Below are 18,167 nucleotides of genomic sequence, written 5' to 3'. Positions count from 1 at the left end.
CGTATATCGTTGATGGTAAACATAGTATGGGATTCCTTCAATCAGTTAAGTTATACGTTCATTTTACTATAAGTGGATAAAAATGCAAGTAAGCGCTATATGGCTATTTCTATACTGACTAAAATTGGCTATTTTTGACCGCCCCGGAGTGGCTATTTCCGACTGACTTTAACACCGCCAAACAACACCCACTGATATTATATGAAACATACAGTCAATAATCAATTATTAGTAATATTTTGACACAAAAATGCAACGAAAATATTTTCGTTGCATTTTTGTTTTACATATTATATGATTATTGCAACATAAACGACATGAAACAGGAGGGAGAGAGATGAAAGAGGGGCGGAACTTAGAATTCAAGCGGGAAGTCACCAATACTTTTTTAAAGACGGTAAGTGCCTTTGCCAATTTTGGAACGGGGAAAATATTATTTGGTGTGGATGATGATGGAAATAATGTTGGCATTGAAGATGGAGAAAATGTCAGTTTGGCGATAGAGAATAAGATAAATGACAGCATTAGGCCCAAGCCAGAATATTCTATTTCAATAAATAATAAAACAAAAATTATTACTCTTGATGTTTTTGAAGGTAAAGATAAGCCTTATTTCTACAAGGGGAAGGCTTATCGTCGTAGTGATACAGCTACTATTGAAACAGACCACGTTGAACTAAAGCGTTTGGTTTTGGAAGGTTCAAATCTGAATTTTGAAGAGCTGGCTTGTGGAAGTAATCAGCTCACCTTTGATTATTTGGAGAAAAAGCTGAAGGAAATATTGGGAGTATCAAAGCTCACGGATGATATTTTACGGACCTTTGGCTTTTATAATGAGGAAAAACAATATAATATTGCAGCAGCGTTATTTGCAGACGAAAACAAATATAGTGGTATTGATATGGCCAGATTCGGCAATAGTATCAGTGAAATAATGGATAGAGAAACCTATTCGGGGATATCTGTGCTAAAACAATACGATATGGCTGTGGCCATGTATGAGCGTTATTATCAATACGATAAAATTGATGGAATAGAGCGAAGAAAGGTTGAAATTATTCCTGAGAAGGCATTTAGGGAGGCTGTGGCCAATGCCTTGGTTCATCGAACTTGGGATAATAACCCTTATATCAGAATATCCATGTTTCCTGACAAAATAGAAATCGCTTCTCCAGGTGGTTTGACAAAAGGACTTACCAAGGAAGAATATATCAATGGTTTTATTTCCGACCTGAGAAATCCAATAGTGGCCAATGTCTTTTTTAGATTGCGTCTTATTGAAATGTTTGGAACAGGCATTAAGCGGATAAAAGAGGCTTATAACGGTGCAACCAGACAGCCATCCTTTGAAGTAACGGACAATGCAGTTTTTGTGGTGTTGCCGGCTTTCACAACTACTTACGAGATAACCACGGACAATAAAAAGGTAATGGAGGTGTTGGAAGACGGCATGAGGCTTTCTAGCAGTGAAATCGCCGATAAACTGGATTGGAGCAAGGCAAAAACCATTCGGGCTCTGAATACCCTCCATACCAGCGGCTACATTAAACGAATAGGAAATGGCCGGGGAACAACATATTCCATAAATTGAAAGTATTGACTGTTGGGTCATTGTATATATTCAGTACCCTAACCAACTGTTTTGTGATATGATATAGGCGGTGTTTTACGATAGTTGTTTTAGATACAAACAGAAAAGTGTAAGGTGAAGTAATGCAGAATTTGTTATCTGTCATGTTAAAGGACAGTTCAATAGAGCAAATGAGCACCTGCTATAATAGAGGAAAGGGGCAGGCCTTTGTGTACGGTTTATCCGGTACCCAAAAGCATGCCTCCTTTTGTGCTTGTTATGCGGAAAATCCAAGAACGAGTATAATCATCACCTATGATCAGGATGAGCTGGGGGCATGGAAGGAAAATCTTACGTCCTTGCTGCCCGATACTGAGGTGGTGGAGCTGCCTGTTCTTGATATGGTGGATTTTAATGCGGCAGCCAAGGGTATTGCCAGAAATTCCCGCCGTATGGAAATATTGGGAAGCCTCCTTAAGGGGGATACCAGAATTATATTGGCCACGGCCCAGGCGGCAGCCCAGAAGGGTATATCACCAAAACAGTTTAAGGCCCTGAGTCTTAAGCTGAAGGTGGGTACTGTCATAGAGCGGGATGATTTGCTGGACCAGTTGGTTAAGATGGGCTATGAGCGTGTGGACCAGGTGGATATGCAGGGGGAATTCTGCGTCCGTGGTGGTATCGTGGATGTATTTCCCGTTAATAGTCACGCTCCGTATCGTATGGAATTCTTTGATGATGAGGTGGATTCCATACGCTTTTTTGATGTGGAAAACCAGACCTCCATATCCAAGACTGACAAGGCAGAAATCCTGCCCTTTGATGTTTTTGATGACAAGCATCGTAAGGCCATGTTTACGGAATTTATCACCAATGAGGCGGCAGTTATTGTTGATGATCCATTGAAGGTCCGTGAAGAAATCATAAAGCTGGCCAAGGAAAATCCGGATATTAAGGGACGTCTTTTTTCCTGGGAGGATTTTCTGGGGAAAATTAATTCCTACAATGTAATTTATATGGCCATGATGCTTCATAGCCTTCACAGTATAAATCTTGACCACCTTATCGGTGTATCCGTGCAGGGGGTGGCTTCCTACCAGCGTCAGTTTGATATGTTTACCAACGACATGGAAAGCTGGCTGGGAGAGAAAAATCAGGTTATTGTTACCTTGGGGGATATGGCCAAGGTGTCCTCTGTGCGGGAAATATTAGGCCGCAATCGTCTGGCCTCCGTTGAGGGGGATGTTGAAACTGCCCTCAGACCGGGAGTGGCAACGGTAGTTAAGGGAAGCCTTTTAAACGGCTTTGAGCTTCCGGGGGCCAAGCTTGTCGTAATTACGGAAAAGGATATCTTCGGACGCCAGAAAAAGCGCCTTTCCCGCATCAGCAAGGAAGACCGCATACATCATTTCCGGGAAATTAACGTGGGGGATTATGTGGTTCATTCCCAGTATGGTATTGGTAAATACTGCGGTGTAAAAACCGAGGAAATCAACGGAATTAAAAGGGATTATCTCTATATTCAATATGGCGGTGAGGACCGTCTTTTCGTGCCAACTGACCAGGTAAGTATGCTGCAGAAATACATCGGCAAGGAAGGCGAGGTACCGAGACTCCACAAAATTGGCAGCTCCAGCTGGACCAAGACCAAGAACAAGGTACGTTCTTCCGTTAAGGATATTGCCAAGGAGCTGATAAATTTATATGCCAAGCGCAAGCGGGATGAGGGCTATGCCTTTTCCCCGGATACCGTATGGCAGCGGGAATTTGAGGATGCCTTTTCTTATGAGGAAACCCATGACCAGTTGACAGCCATTGCGGAAATAAAGGCAGACATGGAACGCCAGCAGCCCATGGACCGCCTCCTGTGCGGTGATGTGGGCTTTGGCAAAACCGAGGTGGCTATCCGCGCCGCATTTAAGGCAGTTATGGATGGCAAGCAGGTGGCGGTGTTGGTACCTACCACCGTTTTGGCTCAGCAGCATTACCAGACCTTTGCGGAAAGATTTCACAATTTCGGGCCAACTGTGGAGGTCATTAACCGCTTCAGGAGTCCAAAGGAGCAAAAGACAGTGGTGGCCAAGGTTGAAGCCGGTCAGGTGGACATTCTTATTGGAACCCATGCCATTTTAAATGCCAAAAAGGTCAAATTCAAGGATTTGGGGCTTCTGATAGTGGATGAGGAGCAGCGTTTTGGCGTTTCCCAAAAGGAAAAGATAAAGCAGATGGCCATCGGCATAGATGTGCTTACTCTGAGTGCTACCCCTATTCCAAGAACACTTCACATGTCTTTGGCAGGGGCCCGGGATATGAGCGTTATTGAAACACCGCCCCAGGAGAGGTTTCCGGTTCAGACCTATGTGGTGGAGGAAAACGATAATATTATCCGTAACGCCATTAACAGGGAACTGAAGCGTGGGGGACAGATATATTTCGTTTATAATCGGGTGGATAGTATATACTCAATGCTGGCCCGTTTGGAAAAGCTGGTGCCCGATGCCAATATTCGGGTGGGCCATGGTCAGATGCCGGAGGCCCAGCTGGAGCGCGTCATGGTGGAATTTTACGAGGGCCAGTTTGATATACTTCTTTCCACCACCATCATTGAAAGTGGGCTGGATGTGTCCAATGCCAATACCATTATTGTATATGACGCGGATAAATTCGGTCTGGCCCAGCTTTATCAGATGCGGGGCAGAGTGGGACGTTCACGAAATATAGCCTATGCTTATCTTCTGTACAAGCAGGATAAGGTGTTGTCGGAGGTGGCAGAAAAGCGCCTTCAGGCCATTAAGGAATTTGCGGAATTAGGAGCCGGCTTCAAAATTGCCATGCGTGATCTGGAAATCCGCGGTGCTGGCAATCTCCTTGGCTCTCAGCAGCATGGTCATATTGCCAGCGTAGGCTTTGAAATGTATTGTCGTATGCTGGATGATGCGGTGCAGGAGCTTAAAACCGGCAAGCCTGTGGAGCGTCAGACAGACCCATTGGTGGAGATAAAGGTTCAGGCCTATATCGACAATGAATACGTGGGCAACGCCATGCATAAGATTGAGATTTATCAGCGGCTGGCAGCTTTGAAGAATAATGAAGCCTTGAACAGATTAATGGACGAGCTGGTGGACCGCTTTGGTGATCCGCCACAGTCCGTGCTGAACCTCTTTACAGTGGCCCGTATCAGAAATGAGGCAAGACTTTCTGGAGTTCAGCGCATAACAGAGGGCAGCCAGTATCTGGAAATTTATTTTGCCGGAGAGCCTAAATGTCCGGTGGAAAATATTTTGGAGGTTTCCGGAATGTATGGCAGCCATGTGAAATTTGACAATCAGGACAAGGCTATGCTTATTGATTTAAGCATTGTGCCAAGGGCTACTATTCACGACTTTGTGCTGGCAATTATGGAAATATTAAACGGTAAGGCTGTGGCCGGTGCCGCTTCAAAATAATTTGTTGATTTATGAATGAAATTTATGTGGGAGGTTGTATAAATGGGCAGTATTACTGTTATTGGCCTTGGACCAGGTGATTTTGGCCTCATAACAATAGACAGCTGGGAGCGTATGAAAAATGCGCAGCATTTGTATTTCCGTACGGAAAAGCACCCGACGGTGCCAATGATAAAGGAAAGAGGCATCAGCTTTACCTCCTATGACAGCTTCTATGAGGGGGCAGATAGCTTTGAGGCCCTCTATGATGCCATTGCCAAGGATTTGGTGAAGAAGGCTGCAACAGAGGATTTGGTATATGCTGTGCCGGGCAGTCCCATGGTGGCTGAAAAAACCGTGGTTCTTTTGCGAGAATATTGTCAGCAGGAGAATATTAAGCTGGATATTCAGCCGGGAATGAGCTTTGTGGAGGTGCTATACAGCAAGCTGGGCATTGACCCCATTGATGGCATGACCATTATTGACGCGGAGGATTTTGACCAGCTGCCGGTGGATATGCCTACAGGACTGGTTATTACCCAGGTATACAGCCCTCAGATTGCATCGGATACTAAACTGAGCCTTATGGAGGTTTTCCCCGATGAATATCCTATTACTTACATTCATAAGCTGGGAATGCCAGATGAAAGTATTCGCGCCATTGAGCTTTATGAGCTGGACCGCCAGCCGGATATAGATTACCTGACAAGTCTTTATATACCGCCGTTTAAGAGTAAGGATGAGTTTGATATTACTCCTTTGAAGGATATTGTACACACTCTACGCTCCCCAGGCGGATGCCCTTGGGATATTGCCCAGACCCATGAAAGTATTCGCACCAATTTAATAGAGGAAACCTATGAGGTGCTTGAGGCCATTGAACTTCAGGACTATCATCTTCTGTGTGAGGAATTGGGGGACTTGCTTTTGCAGGTTGTCTTCCATGCCCGTATGGCAGAGGAAACAGGGGCCTTTTCTATGCAGGAGGTCATTGATGAAGCCACAGAGAAGCTGGTTCGTCGCCATCCCCACATTTTCGGTGATGTGCAGGCATCAGACGCCGGGGCGGCAGTAATGGCATGGGAGTCCATTAAAAAGAAGGAAAAGAAGGACAGGGACTCTGTGCTGGATGGGGTTCCAATGGGATTGCCAGCACTGATGAGTGCCCAAAAGCTCCAGCATAAGGCCGCCAAAGTGGGCTTTGACTGGGATGAAATTGCACCGGTTTGGGATAAGATAAAGGAAGAAGTGGAGGAGCTGAAGGAGGCCCAGCTGGAAGGGGATCCAAAGCATATTGAGGAAGAACTGGGAGATGTGCTGTTTACCGTGGTAAATCTTGCCCGCTTTTTGAAGGTTGATTCGGAGCTGGCTCTTATGAATACCAACAGGAAATTCACCAAGCGCTTTCATTTTGTTGAGAAAAAGGTAAAAGAGTCTGGAAAAAAATGGTCAGAATTCACTTTGAATGAACTTGATGAGCTGTGGAATGCGGCAAAATAGTGCTAAAATTCAAAAAAATTCAATAATTTTTTATACTTTTCTTGCAGAAACCCAGTGTTTATGGTATATTGAAGTCAATGAAGGGGTGAAAACCTAGTAGTTATGCGGGTTTTCAGATATACCTAAATAAGAGGAGGATGTATATGAATAAGTCTCAGTTGGTTGCAAAGGTTGCAGAAAAGGCTGGCCTTACCAAGAAGGATGCTGAAAAGGCAGTAAATGGCCTGTTTGCAAGCGTACAGGAAGCTCTGGTAGCTGGCGACAAGGTTCAGATGATTGGTTTTGGTACTTTCGAGGTTAAAGCTCGTGCCGCTCGTACCGGCCGTAACCCTCAGACTGGTGAGGAAATCGAGATTGCAGCTTCTAAGAACCCTGCATTTAAAGCTGGTAAGGCTTTGAAGGATGCTGTAAACCCTAAGAAGGGCGCAGCTGCAGCTAAAAAGGACAAGAAGGCTAAGAAGGGCAAGAAAAAATAAAGACGTTATTTCTTATACAATCTGGCTGCCGCAAAATTCTGAGGCAGCCTTTTTGTTGTCTTCCGTTGAGGACGGTCTGGATAAAGGGAACCTATATTTATGGATAATAAAACAGTTTTGATTACCGGTGGCACTTCAGGGATCGGTCTGGCCACCGCCATACGATTTGCGGGGAAAGGGTATAATGTGGTTTTGCTGGGACGGGATGCTGAACGTGGCTTGCGGGCTGTAAAGACCGTAATGGAAAGAATCAGTGGTGCTAACTGCAATTATATTCCTTGTGATGTCAGAATAATAAGTGATTGTAAAAACGCTGTGGAAAAGGCAGCGGAGCTCTATGGCTCAATTGATGTGCTGGTTAATTCCGCAGGGGTTTACTTCGAAAGGGCCATTGAGGATATGGGGGAAGATGATTTTTCCCTTATCATGGATATAAATGTTAAAGGGACGTATTTTATGACCCAACAGGCTGCTTTGGCAATGAAGAAGCGGGGCTCGGGAGTAATAGTAAACGTCTCCTCTGATGCCGGGATTCATGGGAATATGCTGTGCAGTGCCTACTGTGCCTCCAAGGGGGCCGTAAATCTTTTTACCAAGGCCATGGCTTTGGAGCTTGCCCCATGGAATATCAGGGTCAATAGTGTGTGTCCGGGAGATGTAATGACTCCCCTTACGGAAAAACAGCTGGAGCAATATCCTGATCGGGAGACAGCTCTTAGGGAAATGAAGTCTGTTTATCCCTTGGGGAAAATCGGAACTCCTGAAGAAATTGCGGGAGTAATTGAATTTTTGTGTTCCGATGATGCAGCCTTTGTCAATGGCGCTATATGGAGTGTTGACGGAGGAATTACAGCTTAGTGTAAAATGTTGATACTTTTTTAGCGGTGTGATACAATGACACCGCTATATTTTTTGCAAATATTTAAGGAGGTATTGGTGCATGAAGTCAAAGGCAAAGTCCTTTCTCATTGTAACGGCGTCTGTGGGCTCAGGCCATGAAAAGGCGGCAGCGGCAGTGGCTGAAAGCATAAAAAAACAGCATCCGGATGCTGTCATAACTATTATTGATTTCATGTCTGTAAAGACCTCCTGGGTAAATGCTTTTATGAAGAGCTGCTACCTTAATATGCTGTACTTTGTGCCGAATCTTTACGAGTTTATGTACCAGTTTACTGCCGGCAAAAAGAAGGGCGGTTTTGTAAAATGGGCCATGAGCTCCGTTATTGTGTATTCCATGAAGACACTTATAAAAAAATACCGGCCTGATACCATTATATGTACCCACCCATTCCCGGCTGATGCAGTATCCCATCTCCTGGAGCATAAAAGGGCTGACTTTGATTCATGTGCCATAATTACAGATTATTCTGTTCACCAGATGTGGGTCTGCCCAAAGCTTGACCATTATTTTGTGGCTATTGATTCCATGCGGGAACAGCTGGTGGAATTTGGTATAAGCAGGGATATTATTCATGTCAGTGGAATTCCGGTTTCAGAGCCCTTCTGCCATAGCTATGACAAGGTATTGTGCCGTCAGGAGCTGGGGCTTGAACCGGATATGCCTGTGGTTCTGATGATGGGAGGAGGTCTTGGCCTTGGCGGGATGGACGCTGCCATGGATCAGCTGGAAAAAATCAAAATGAAATTGCAGCTGCTCGTCATAGCCGGCCGTAATGAAGACCTAAAGAAAAAGGTGGAAGCCTTTGCTGTAAAATCCCACCACAATATTATAACCTGGGGATATACGGATAGGGTGCCGGTTATGATGGCTGCCGCCGATATTCTCATTACAAAGCCCGGGGCCCTGACCTTGACAGAGGCCATGTCCCTTGGGCTGCCAATGGTGCTCCATGAGCCTATACCAGGACCGGAGACGGATAATGCCCGTTTCATGTCTGAGGGTGGCATGGCTGTATGGCTCCATTCCGGGGACAGCCTTTCCAAGATAATCGGTGATTTGTTGGATCATCCTGAAAAGCTGGCGGAAATGAGCCAAAATTCCTTAAAATACAGGCGTACAGCTGCTGCCAGTGAGATAGCACTGTGTATGAGCTAGAGATTGAGTCGGTGGCTGGGAAACTACAGGGGGAAGACCGGTATTTACTGCCCGATAAAAGTGTGGAAAATGGACTTAAGTTTTATTTTTCACCTTATCTAATGTTATGATATAATATTCTTGCAGAGCTGTCTGGAAAAATCTGGGTAGGTTTTATTTTTCTCTTTGTGCAGTTTTTTATCGTAGTAAGCAGGATGAGAGCATACAGGCTTTCATCAGCCCTTACACGAAATCTAAAGCTCATCTGTATCTTTCAGATTTGATGAACTAAGATTTCGTAGTAACACTATAGAAAGTGTGTGGTGGTTAATTTGGCAGTTACCGCATTGGAAAGTGGAGAAAAAGGTGCTCTTTTGTGCCCGGAGTGCAAAAGACCATTAGTATATAAAGATGGTGGCCAGGTACGGGTAGTGGATGGCAAGGTGGATTATGAAAATATTAAGCCTCGCCATGTGTGCTTTTATTGTCAAAAGTTCTACAGAGAAATGCTTCATTCCGGATATTATGATGTATTTGATTTAGACGATGAGCTGAAGGAAGAAGCCAAGACCTTGCATCTGGATATTCCCGGACCTGATAAGGAGCCTGGGGAAAAAACATCTGGGGATACTGAAACCGTTGTCCGTCTTATTAAGGGGCGGGGAGGCAGCTATAAGTGTCCTCGCTGCAAAAATACCCTGCGCTGTACCGAAGGCGGGGCTATAAGGGTTATAGGGGATAAGGTGGATTACGAAAGTATTAAGCCGAAGTTTATATGTGATAGCTGTAAGGTGTTTTATCGTGAGCTTCTTACCTCTGGCATGTATGACACCTTTCCTTTGGAGGATGAGGAGCAGGAGGAACAGCCGGAGAAGAGCACAGTTACGGATATTAATCCAGTGGTGGCTCTTGCCAAGAATGGTTCCGGCCATTATCTTTGCCCTGCCTGCAATCAGGAGCTGGAATTTTCTGATGGCGGACAGGTGCGGGTAGTAAATGGCAAGGTGGACTACGAAAATGTTAAGCCACGTTATATATGTCGGCGCTGTGAGACCTTTTACCGGGAGCTGTTAAGCTCAGGACTATATGAGAGATTTGACTTGGAGGAGCTGACTCTGCCACCGGAAAGAAAGAAGATTATCGGAACCGGTGACTTGGAGCCTATGCAGCTCAAGAAGGACGAAAATGGTAATTGCTCCTGTCCTCGCTGCGGTGCCAACATGAGGTATCTGGAGCCGGAGGCCGTTAAGATTATTAACGGTCGTGCTGATATGAGAGACACTGTGGCCCGTTTTGCCTGTGATGAGTGTAGTTCCATTTATAGGCGCATTGCCACAACGGATTATTATCAGTGGAGTGAAAATTGATTGATTATTAAGAACCAGAAAGGAGGACGTTTGTGAGCAGGACAAGACTACATAGTGCAAGACCTCAGAGGCGTCAGATTAACTGGTTCGTTATTTTAATGGCCCTTATGTTTCTGCTGGCAGCCTTTAAATTGGGAGAACAGGCTTTTACCTATCATGATTTGAGCCAGGACAAGGTTCAGGCGGAGGCAAGGCTCAAGGCGGCTCAGGAGGAAAATGTTCAGCTGCAGCAGGAAAAGGAACAGCTGGTGGATCCATCCTATGTTGAGAAGCTTGCCAGAGAGGATTTGGGCATGACCAAGGACGGAGAAATTCCTTATATTTATCAAAAAAAGTAGGTACTCCCAAGCCTTGAAATCCTTGACACTGTAAGAAACAGGATAGTATAATAACTTGTGTTAGTGTTATATTATCTAAGGAGGAAGTATTTTGTCCATTGAAGTAGGCAGTATTGTTGAAGGCGTTGTCTCCGGCATTACTAATTTTGGTGCTTTTGTTAACCTTCCAGAGGGGAAGGTTGGCCTTGTGCACATATCTGAAGTAGCAGATGTTTACGTAAGTGATGTTAAGGAATTCCTGAAAGAGCAGGATAATGTAAAGGTCAAAGTACTTTCCGTTGATGAAAAGGGAAAGATTGCACTTTCCATAAAACGCGCTCAGGAAAAGAAACCAGAAGAGCAGCAGAGTTTCGAAAAGAAGCCTTTTGAAAAGAAGAATTTTGAATCTCGTCCCGTATTAGGTAAGCCAGCTGGGGGCTTTAGCCGCAATGCTGGCGGCAGTCGTTTCAATAATGCTACTGCGTCCTTTGAGGATAAGCTTTCCCGCTTCCTGAAGGACAGTGACGAGCGACTTACAGATCTCAGCCGTAAGACAGATTCAAAGCGCGGTGGCCGTGGCGGTGGCCGCAGAAGATAAAACAGACTTTTTAAAAGCACCTTTAATAGGGTGCTTTTTTGCTTTATGGAGGGTAATTATGACATTGGAAAAACGCCTAACAGAATACTGGCAGTCTAATACCCTTGCAGCTCCTGGAAGCACTGTAATAGTTGCCTGCTCTGGTGGACCGGATTCTTTGGCCTTGTTGGACATTTTATGGAGATTGAAGGAAAAATTGGCCATTAAGGTGGTGGCGGCCCACTATGAGCACGGCATCAGGGGACAGGAATCCAAGGATGATGAGTCCTTTGTGGAGAATTACTGCCTTGAAAAGTCAATTCCCTTTTATTCTGAGTCGGCCAATATCCCCCAGCTTAGCAGGGAGAGGGGAGAGTCCCTTGAGACCTGTGCCAGACAAATGCGATATGCCTTTTTGAATAAATTGTCCGGGGAACTGGGGCAAGCTCTGATTGCCACCGCACATCATGCAGATGATCAGGCAGAAACCGTGTTGATGCACCTTTTGCGGGGTACTGGACTTAATGGCCTAACGGGAATCTTGCCAAAGCGGGATAATATTATTCGCCCAATGTTGGCCTTTACCAAGGCAGAGCTGGTGGAATATTGCTATCAGCAGGGACTTTCGCCGCGACATGACCCAACAAATGAGGAGATTGACTGCACCCGAAATAAATTGCGTCTTCAGCTGGTGCCATTATTAAAGAAGGAATATAACAAAAATATTACCCGTAGCTTGTGCAACCTTGCGGAAACGGTTTCGGCGGAGGAGGAACTGCTTCATGAGCTTACCATTAGGGCGGAGGAGAGGCTTTGCCAATTTGATGGGCAGGGAGAAAGCGGCTGTAAATTTAAAATTACTGATTTTTTGAAGGAGCCTTTGGCCATCAGGCGGCGGCTTATTCAGCAGCTGGTCAGCAGGATAAGCTATGGCACAACCCTTACCTTTCAGCACATTGATGCTGTACTGGAGCTCATTGCAAAAAATGTTACAGGCAGCTCACTGAATCTTCCCGACAGATGTGTTGCCAAAATCAGTTATGGATTTTTTTATTTATCAAAAAAAACCAAAAAAATTTTGACAAGTCATGGTACAATAGAAGATACACCATATAAAATTCTTGAGTTGGGGAACTCTGTAGTATTACCTTATGGTGGTGCTATATCTGCCTATGCAACTGATTCCTTGGAAGGGGAGGATTCCTTTTCCAAAACTAAAATATATTGCGATGCCGCCAGATGCGGTACAGAGCTTGTGGTACGTTACCGTCACCATGGTGACAGGATCAGATTTGAGAATGGCAGCAAAAAACTGAAGGATTTTTTTGTAGATGCAAAGGTGGAACGGAGTAGTCGGGACCAGGTGCCTTTGGTGGTCAATAGTCGTACAGGTGATATCATCTGGGTGGCTGGCCTTAGGCAAACATCAGTGGCCATGGCTGACAAGGATACAGAGCAGTATATAATACTTTCTTATGACAAAGGAGAAGAATAAAATGAAAAAAGATTTGGAAAGTGTAATGTTTGATGAAGAGACTATTGCAGCAAAGGTTGCTGAGCTCGGTCAGCAGATTGCCAAGGATTATGAGGGCAAGGATGTAGTTGTGGTAGGTATCTTAAATGGTGCAGCAGTATTCTTTACTGACCTTATCAGACAGATTAAACTGCCAATCAATATTGATTTTATCGCAGCCTCCAGCTATGGTGATGCTGCTGTGTCCAGCGGCAAGGTGAATATTAAGAAGGATTTGAATAAGGATATTGCCGGCCGTCATGTGCTTTTGGTGGAGGATATTATTGATTCCGGTATTACCATGAGCAATCTTATGGCCCTCCTTCGTGACCGCAAGCCAGCCAGTGTTAAGCTGTGTGCACTCCTTTCCAAACCATCCCGTCGTCAGGTGGATGTAAATATCGACTACTGCGGTTTTGAGGTTCCGGATGAGTTCCTGGTGGGCTATGGTCTGGATTATGCCGAGAAATATAGAAACCTGCCGGTAATCGGTGTTCTTAAGAGAGAAATTTATTCATGATATTTTCATGATACTGTAAGATAATCTTTCAATGTGGTATAATATTTAGTTGTGAAGATTATTGCCTTTTTAGGGGGTTGAGGTTTGAATAAGTTTATCCGTAATGTGGGTTTTTACCTGCTTATCATTCTGGTTGCTATATCATTAATTGATTATTTCTCTGCCAAGGGTCCTTCCAAGATGGAGATGAATTATTCATCCTTTGTACAGGAGACCAATGATGGCAAGGTGGCAAAGGTAGTTATTGTTGAAAATATCATCAAGGGTACCTTAAGTGATGGTACTGAATTTACTACTGTGCTGCCTACTTATCCTAGTGAGAACAGCGATATTATCAAGCTGCTCTCCGATAAAAATGTAGATATTAAAGCGGAAAATCCGCCGGAACCACCATGGTGGTCAACCCTGTTATCCTCTGTATTGCCTATCCTTCTCTTGGTGGGTGTATGGTTCTTTATCATGCAGCAGAGCCAGGGTGGCGGCGGCAAGGTTATGTCCTTTGGCAAGAGCCGTGCAAAAATGAGCGGCGGCGACAAGGTAAAGGTTCGCTTTGATGATGTGGCTGGTGCTGATGAGGCAAAGCAGGAGCTGGAGGAAGTAGTAGAATTTCTGAAGCATCCGGGCAAGTTTAATCAGCTGGGCGCTAAAATTCCAAAGGGTGTACTCCTCTTTGGTCCTCCGGGTACTGGTAAAACCCTGTTGGCCAAGGCTGTTGCCGGTGAGGCGGGGGTACCGTTCTTCTCCATCAGTGGTTCTGATTTCGTGGAAATGTTCGTAGGTGTTGGTGCTTCACGTGTTCGTGATCTTTTTGATCAGGCCAAGAAGAACTCACCTTGTATCGTATTTATTGATGAGATTGATGCCGTAGGCCGTCAGCGTGGTGCGGGCCTTGGCGGTGGTCACGATGAGCGTGAGCAGACCCTTAACCAGATGCTGGTTGAGATGGATGGCTTCGCTGCCAACGAGGGTATTATCATTATTGCGGCTACCAACCGTCCTGATATTTTGGACCCTGCCTTACTGCGTCCAGGTCGTTTTGACCGCCAGATCGTGGTGGACAAGCCTGATGTCAAGGGGCGTGAGGCTATTCTGAAGGTTCATACCAAGGATAAGCCAGTGGACAAGGATGTTGATCTTAATGTATTGGCAAGACGGACTCCGGGCTTTACGGGTGCAGATCTTTCCAACCTTGTGAATGAGGCGGCACTCCTTTCTGCCCGCCGTGATAAGAAGACCATTGCCATGCAGGAGCTGGAGGAATCCATTGAGCGTGTAATGGCAGGTCCTGAGCGTAAATCCAAGGTGATGAGCGACAAGGAAAAGAAGCTTACCGCTTATCACGAGGGTGGTCATACTTTGGTAGGTATGCTCCTTCCAAATGCTGACCCTGTCCACAAGGTTACCATTATTCCTAGAGGCAGAGCTGGCGGCTATACCCTTATGCTTCCTAAGGAGGACCGCTCCTATGCTACCAGAAGCGAGCTCTTGGATCAGCTTAAAACCCTGCTGGCAGGCCGTGTGGCTGAGGAAGTGGTGTTGAAGGAAATCAGCACTGGTGCCCAGAATGATATCCAGAGAGCATCCCAGCTTGTAAGAAGCATGATTACCCAGTATGGTATGAGTCCTACCCTTGGTCCGGTGGCTTACGGTGAAAGCCGTGACCATCAGGTGTTCTTGGGTCGTGACATAAATAATCAGAGAAATTACTCTGAGAATGTGGCCAGTGACATTGATAAGGAAGTTCGCAAGTATATCGAGGAGGCTTATGAAGCCTGCCGTGTTCTTCTTACTGAAAATATCGATAAGCTCCATGTTATTGCTGAGGCACTCATTGAGAAGGAAACCTTGGAGGCTGCCGAGCTGAAGGAGCTGGTTGGCTTTGGTAATGTCACCGAAAAGGAAGAGGCTGAAAAGAAGCCGGAAGAGCCTAAGGACGATGACGATGAGCCAAAACTGATTCCTTTGGAGCCAGTGGAAGAGACCCCTGTTCAGGGTGATGCTGCTACTGAAAAGGATGATGACGAGGTGGAGGTTCCTTATACAGAACCGGAACCAAAACTGAATAGTACCACTGAAAAATAACGAGGTTTATTATCCATAGGGGGCTGAAGCATGAAATCATTAATGCAGCAGCCCCTTTTGATGGTTTTATGAAAAAGTGAGGTTTAATTTTATGCGACAGGGGATTTTGGGGCTTTTGCGGGCTGCCGGTGACTCATATCTCTCTGGTGAGGAGATTGCGGAGAAGCTGGGAGTGTCTCGCACGGCTGTATGGAAGCATATAAATGAGTTAAAGGCTGCCGGTTACAATATTGAAAGCCAGGCCAGAAACGGCTACAAGCTGGTGGGGGCTCCTGACAGGCTTCTGCCGGAGGTTATAAGCCATGGTCTGGGTAATAAAATAATAGGAAGCAGTATAGTTGCCTTTGAGGATATCGCTTCAACAAATACAGAGGCCAAGCGATTGGCAGCTCAGGGGTCCCCGGATGGAACCATAGTGGTAGCTGAAAGCCAGAATACGGGCAAGGGCCGTCTGGACCGCAGTTTTTTCTGTCCCAAGGGTGGTATCTGGTTTTCCGTTATATTAAAGCCGGATTTTCTTCCCCAGGAGGCACCAAAGTGTACCCTTATGGCAGCTGTGGCCATTGCCGAGGCCATGGAAAAAGTGGGGTTAAAGGCTGGAATAAAATGGCCAAATGATATATTATATCAAGGTCGGAAGCTGGTGGGGATTCTCACTGAGATGAGCGCAGAAATTGACCGCATAAATTATGTGGTGATTGGCATAGGCATCAATGCTGTTATTGATCCCAAAATCTTCCCGGAGGATATAAAGGACAAAGCTGGTTCCATGTCCATGCTTTTGGGGGATTTTGACAGGGTGGCCTTTTTCCAGGAGGTACTCAGACGCCTTGAAGCGCATTATCTGGACGTGAGAAGAAGAGGCTTTGTCGGTGTTCTCGAAAGCTGGCGCCGCCATTCCGTAACCCTTGGTGAAAGCATTAATGTATTGGGTATCAATGAAACCTTTGCCGGGGAGGCCGTGGATATTGATGAGGATGGGGCCCTGCTGGTGAAGCCTGAGGGCAGTGAGGAAATCCGCAAGGTTTACGCCGGTGATGTATCCATTCGCCCAAGAAAGTAAGTTAGTAAAATGAAAGTGTGGAGGCAAGTATGCTTTTAGTAATAGATATTGGAAACAGTAATGTGGTATTGGGAACCTATGATGGCAAGAAGCTGTACCGCCATTGGCGTGTGTCTACAGAGCGTCAGAAAACCAGTGATGAATATGGTATGGAGATCAATAATCTCTTTTTGTATCACGGTATCAAGATGGAGGATATTACCGCCGTGATTATTTCCTCAGTTGTACCTCCCTTGGTGGTGCCTATGGAGAAAATGTGCGAGCGTTACTTCCATTTAAAGCCTCTTATTGTGGGGCCTGGTATCAAAACCGGTATCCGCCTGAAATATGAAAATCCTCGTGATATTGGTGCGGACCGTATTGTTAATGTGGTAGGAGCCTACGAGCAGTACGGTGGCCCGCTTATTGTTATTGATATAGGTACTGCCACCACCTTTGATGTGGTGGATGAAAATGGTGATTTTTTGGGCGGTGTAATTTCCACTGGCCTTGGAACCTCTGCTGAAGGGCTGTTCCAAAAGGCTGCCAAGCTCCCAAGAATCGAGCTGGTTACCCCGAAGAATGTAATTTGCCGCAATACTATAACTGGCATGCAGGCCGGTATTATTTTCGGCTTTGTGGGCCAGATAGATGAAATCGTCCGCCGTATTAAACAGGAGTATGGCAAGCCTATGAAGGTTATTGCCACCGGTGGTTATGCCAAGATGATTGCCAAGGAATCCCAGACCATTGACGGAATCGACCATTTCCTTACGCTGACGGGTCTGCGGGTTCTTTATGAAAGGAATCAGTAATTAATGAAGATTGGAAACTTTGAATTCCCTATCCCTGTATTTTTGGCTCCTATGGCGGGAGTTACGGATACCCCATACAGAATATTGGCCAGGGAGATGGGCTGTCCCTTGGTTTATTCGGAGATGGTCAGTGACAAGGGAATTAACTACCGTAATGAGCATACATTGAAAATGCTTCACACCGAGGAGGCTGAGCGGCCTATGGCCATGCAGCTTTTTGGAGCGGAGCCTGACAGTGTGGCTAAAGCGGCTGAATATATAGAATCCTTGGGCTGTGCCGATATTCTTGACTTTAATATGGGCTGTCCGGCACCCAAAATCGTCAAGAACCATGAAGGTTCAGCCATGATGCTGGATCCGGAGCGGGCCTATAAAGTGCTGAAGGCCCTTGTGGGGGCAGTAAGCATGCCCGTTACCGTAAAAATGCGCATTGGCTGGGATGAAAATCGCATAAATGTATTGGAAATGGCCAAACTGGCAGAGGAAGCGGGAGTAAAGGCTGTGGCGGTACATGGTCGCACCCGTGAGCAGTTCTATCGTGACCATGCCAACTGGCGAATTATCCGCAAAGTAAAGGAACATCTGAACATTCCCGTTATTGCCAATGGGGATATCAGAGCAGTGGATGACCTTATAAAAATAAGGGAAATAACTGGCTGTGAGGCGGTTATGGTAGGCAGGGCAGCCCAGGGCAATCCATGGATATTCCGTCAGCTTACCCAGTATTTAAAGACTGGGGAACGGTTGCCGGGGCCAACCATGGAGGAGCGTAAGGAAATTATTCTTCGTCACTTGGACATGCTGCTGAAATTCAAGGGCGATTATGTAGGCCCACGGGAAATGCGGAAGCATGCCACCTGGTACACCAGAGGCATCAAGGGCAACGCCGAGCTGCGTGTTCTCTTCAACAAAGCTGAAACCCGGGATG

Annotated in this window: 15 protein-coding genes; all 15 read left to right on the top strand. The window is 45.7% G+C overall.

Going from position 1 to position 18,167, the window contains the following annotated elements:
* The first annotated feature begins 337 nt into the window (after window positions 1-337).
* Window positions 338-1,591: an RNA-binding domain-containing protein gene (locus ACKI5G_RS06135; RefSeq protein WP_407398621.1), complete on the top strand. Its 1,254-nt coding sequence runs from the start codon at window positions 338-340 to the stop codon at window positions 1,589-1,591.
* 122 nt (window positions 1,592-1,713) lie between these two features.
* Entirely contained in the window at window positions 1,714-5,016 is a 3,303-nt protein-coding gene (gene mfd, locus ACKI5G_RS06130; RefSeq protein WP_407398619.1) for a transcription-repair coupling factor, read from the top strand.
* Between the two features lie 42 nt (window positions 5,017-5,058).
* A complete protein-coding gene (mazG, locus tag ACKI5G_RS06125; protein ID WP_407398617.1) occupies window positions 5,059-6,495 on the top strand; it encodes a nucleoside triphosphate pyrophosphohydrolase in 1,437 nt (478 codons plus the stop codon).
* A 143-nt stretch (window positions 6,496-6,638) separates the two neighbouring features.
* The gene (locus ACKI5G_RS06120; RefSeq protein ID WP_407398615.1) at window positions 6,639-6,971 is read left to right on the top strand and encodes an HU family DNA-binding protein; all 333 of its coding nucleotides are present in this window, start codon (window positions 6,639-6,641) and stop codon (window positions 6,969-6,971) included.
* 99 nt (window positions 6,972-7,070) lie between these two features.
* The gene (locus ACKI5G_RS06115; RefSeq protein WP_407398613.1) at window positions 7,071-7,829 is read left to right on the top strand and encodes an SDR family NAD(P)-dependent oxidoreductase; all 759 of its coding nucleotides are present in this window, start codon (window positions 7,071-7,073) and stop codon (window positions 7,827-7,829) included.
* A gap of 82 nt (window positions 7,830-7,911) precedes the next feature.
* Entirely contained in the window at window positions 7,912-9,027 is a 1,116-nt protein-coding gene (locus ACKI5G_RS06110) for an MGDG synthase family glycosyltransferase (protein WP_407398611.1), read from the top strand.
* 311 nt (window positions 9,028-9,338) lie between these two features.
* Complete coding sequence (locus tag ACKI5G_RS06105) at window positions 9,339-10,373, top strand: hypothetical protein (protein WP_407398609.1); 1,035 nt, start codon at window positions 9,339-9,341, stop codon at window positions 10,371-10,373.
* 32 nt (window positions 10,374-10,405) lie between these two features.
* Window positions 10,406-10,711 carry an FtsB family cell division protein gene (locus ACKI5G_RS06100; RefSeq protein ID WP_407398607.1) on the top strand — a complete coding sequence of 102 codons (306 nt, stop codon included), beginning with the start codon at window positions 10,406-10,408 and terminating at the stop codon, window positions 10,709-10,711.
* A gap of 91 nt (window positions 10,712-10,802) precedes the next feature.
* Complete coding sequence (locus ACKI5G_RS06095) at window positions 10,803-11,288, top strand: S1 domain-containing RNA-binding protein (protein ID WP_407398605.1); 486 nt, start codon at window positions 10,803-10,805, stop codon at window positions 11,286-11,288.
* A gap of 58 nt (window positions 11,289-11,346) precedes the next feature.
* On the top strand, window positions 11,347-12,762 hold the full coding sequence (gene tilS, locus ACKI5G_RS06090) for a tRNA lysidine(34) synthetase TilS (RefSeq protein WP_407398603.1): 1,416 nt from the start codon (window positions 11,347-11,349) through the stop codon (window positions 12,760-12,762).
* A 1-nt stretch (window position 12,763) separates the two neighbouring features.
* Window positions 12,764-13,300, top strand: a complete 537-nt coding sequence (gene hpt, locus ACKI5G_RS06085; protein ID WP_407398601.1) for a hypoxanthine phosphoribosyltransferase — start codon at window positions 12,764-12,766, stop codon at window positions 13,298-13,300.
* 84 nt (window positions 13,301-13,384) lie between these two features.
* Window positions 13,385-15,382: an ATP-dependent zinc metalloprotease FtsH gene (ftsH, locus tag ACKI5G_RS06080; RefSeq protein WP_407398599.1), complete on the top strand. Its 1,998-nt coding sequence runs from the start codon at window positions 13,385-13,387 to the stop codon at window positions 15,380-15,382.
* A gap of 91 nt (window positions 15,383-15,473) precedes the next feature.
* Window positions 15,474-16,445 (top strand): biotin--[acetyl-CoA-carboxylase] ligase, encoded by a 972-nt coding sequence (locus ACKI5G_RS06075; RefSeq protein ID WP_407398597.1) that lies wholly within the window; start codon window positions 15,474-15,476, stop codon window positions 16,443-16,445.
* A 29-nt stretch (window positions 16,446-16,474) separates the two neighbouring features.
* The gene (locus tag ACKI5G_RS06070) at window positions 16,475-17,239 is read left to right on the top strand and encodes a type III pantothenate kinase (RefSeq protein ID WP_407398595.1); all 765 of its coding nucleotides are present in this window, start codon (window positions 16,475-16,477) and stop codon (window positions 17,237-17,239) included.
* Between the two features lie 3 nt (window positions 17,240-17,242).
* A partial coding sequence (gene dusB / locus ACKI5G_RS06065) for a tRNA dihydrouridine synthase DusB (RefSeq protein WP_407398593.1) occupies window positions 17,243-18,167 on the top strand: 925 nt, incomplete at its 3' end.

Source organism: Anaerovibrio sp., from assembly GCF_045637405.1.
In the GTDB taxonomy this organism is placed as follows: domain Bacteria; phylum Bacillota; class Negativicutes; order Selenomonadales; family Selenomonadaceae; genus Anaerovibrio.
The sequence above is the reverse complement of the archived record's forward strand: the minus strand, read 5'-3'. Positions and strand labels throughout refer to the sequence as shown.

Bases quoted from the DNA above. Each gene is read 5' to 3' on its own strand.
- ACKI5G_RS06135 (WP_407398621.1), top strand. From the start codon at position 338: ATGAAAGAGGGGCGGAACTTAGAATTCAAGCGGGAAGTCACCAATACT.
- mfd (WP_407398619.1), top strand. From the start codon at position 1,714: ATGCAGAATTTGTTATCTGTCATGTTAAAGGACAGTTCAATAGAGCAA.
- mazG (WP_407398617.1), top strand. From the start codon at position 5,059: ATGGGCAGTATTACTGTTATTGGCCTTGGACCAGGTGATTTTGGCCTC.
- ACKI5G_RS06120 (WP_407398615.1), top strand. From the start codon at position 6,639: ATGAATAAGTCTCAGTTGGTTGCAAAGGTTGCAGAAAAGGCTGGCCTT.
- ACKI5G_RS06115 (WP_407398613.1), top strand. From the start codon at position 7,071: ATGGATAATAAAACAGTTTTGATTACCGGTGGCACTTCAGGGATCGGT.
- ACKI5G_RS06110 (WP_407398611.1), top strand. From the start codon at position 7,912: ATGAAGTCAAAGGCAAAGTCCTTTCTCATTGTAACGGCGTCTGTGGGC.
- tilS (WP_407398603.1), top strand. From the start codon at position 11,347: ATGACATTGGAAAAACGCCTAACAGAATACTGGCAGTCTAATACCCTT.
- hpt (WP_407398601.1), top strand. From the start codon at position 12,764: ATGAAAAAAGATTTGGAAAGTGTAATGTTTGATGAAGAGACTATTGCA.
- ACKI5G_RS06075 (WP_407398597.1), top strand. From the start codon at position 15,474: ATGCGACAGGGGATTTTGGGGCTTTTGCGGGCTGCCGGTGACTCATAT.
- ACKI5G_RS06070 (WP_407398595.1), top strand. From the start codon at position 16,475: ATGCTTTTAGTAATAGATATTGGAAACAGTAATGTGGTATTGGGAACC.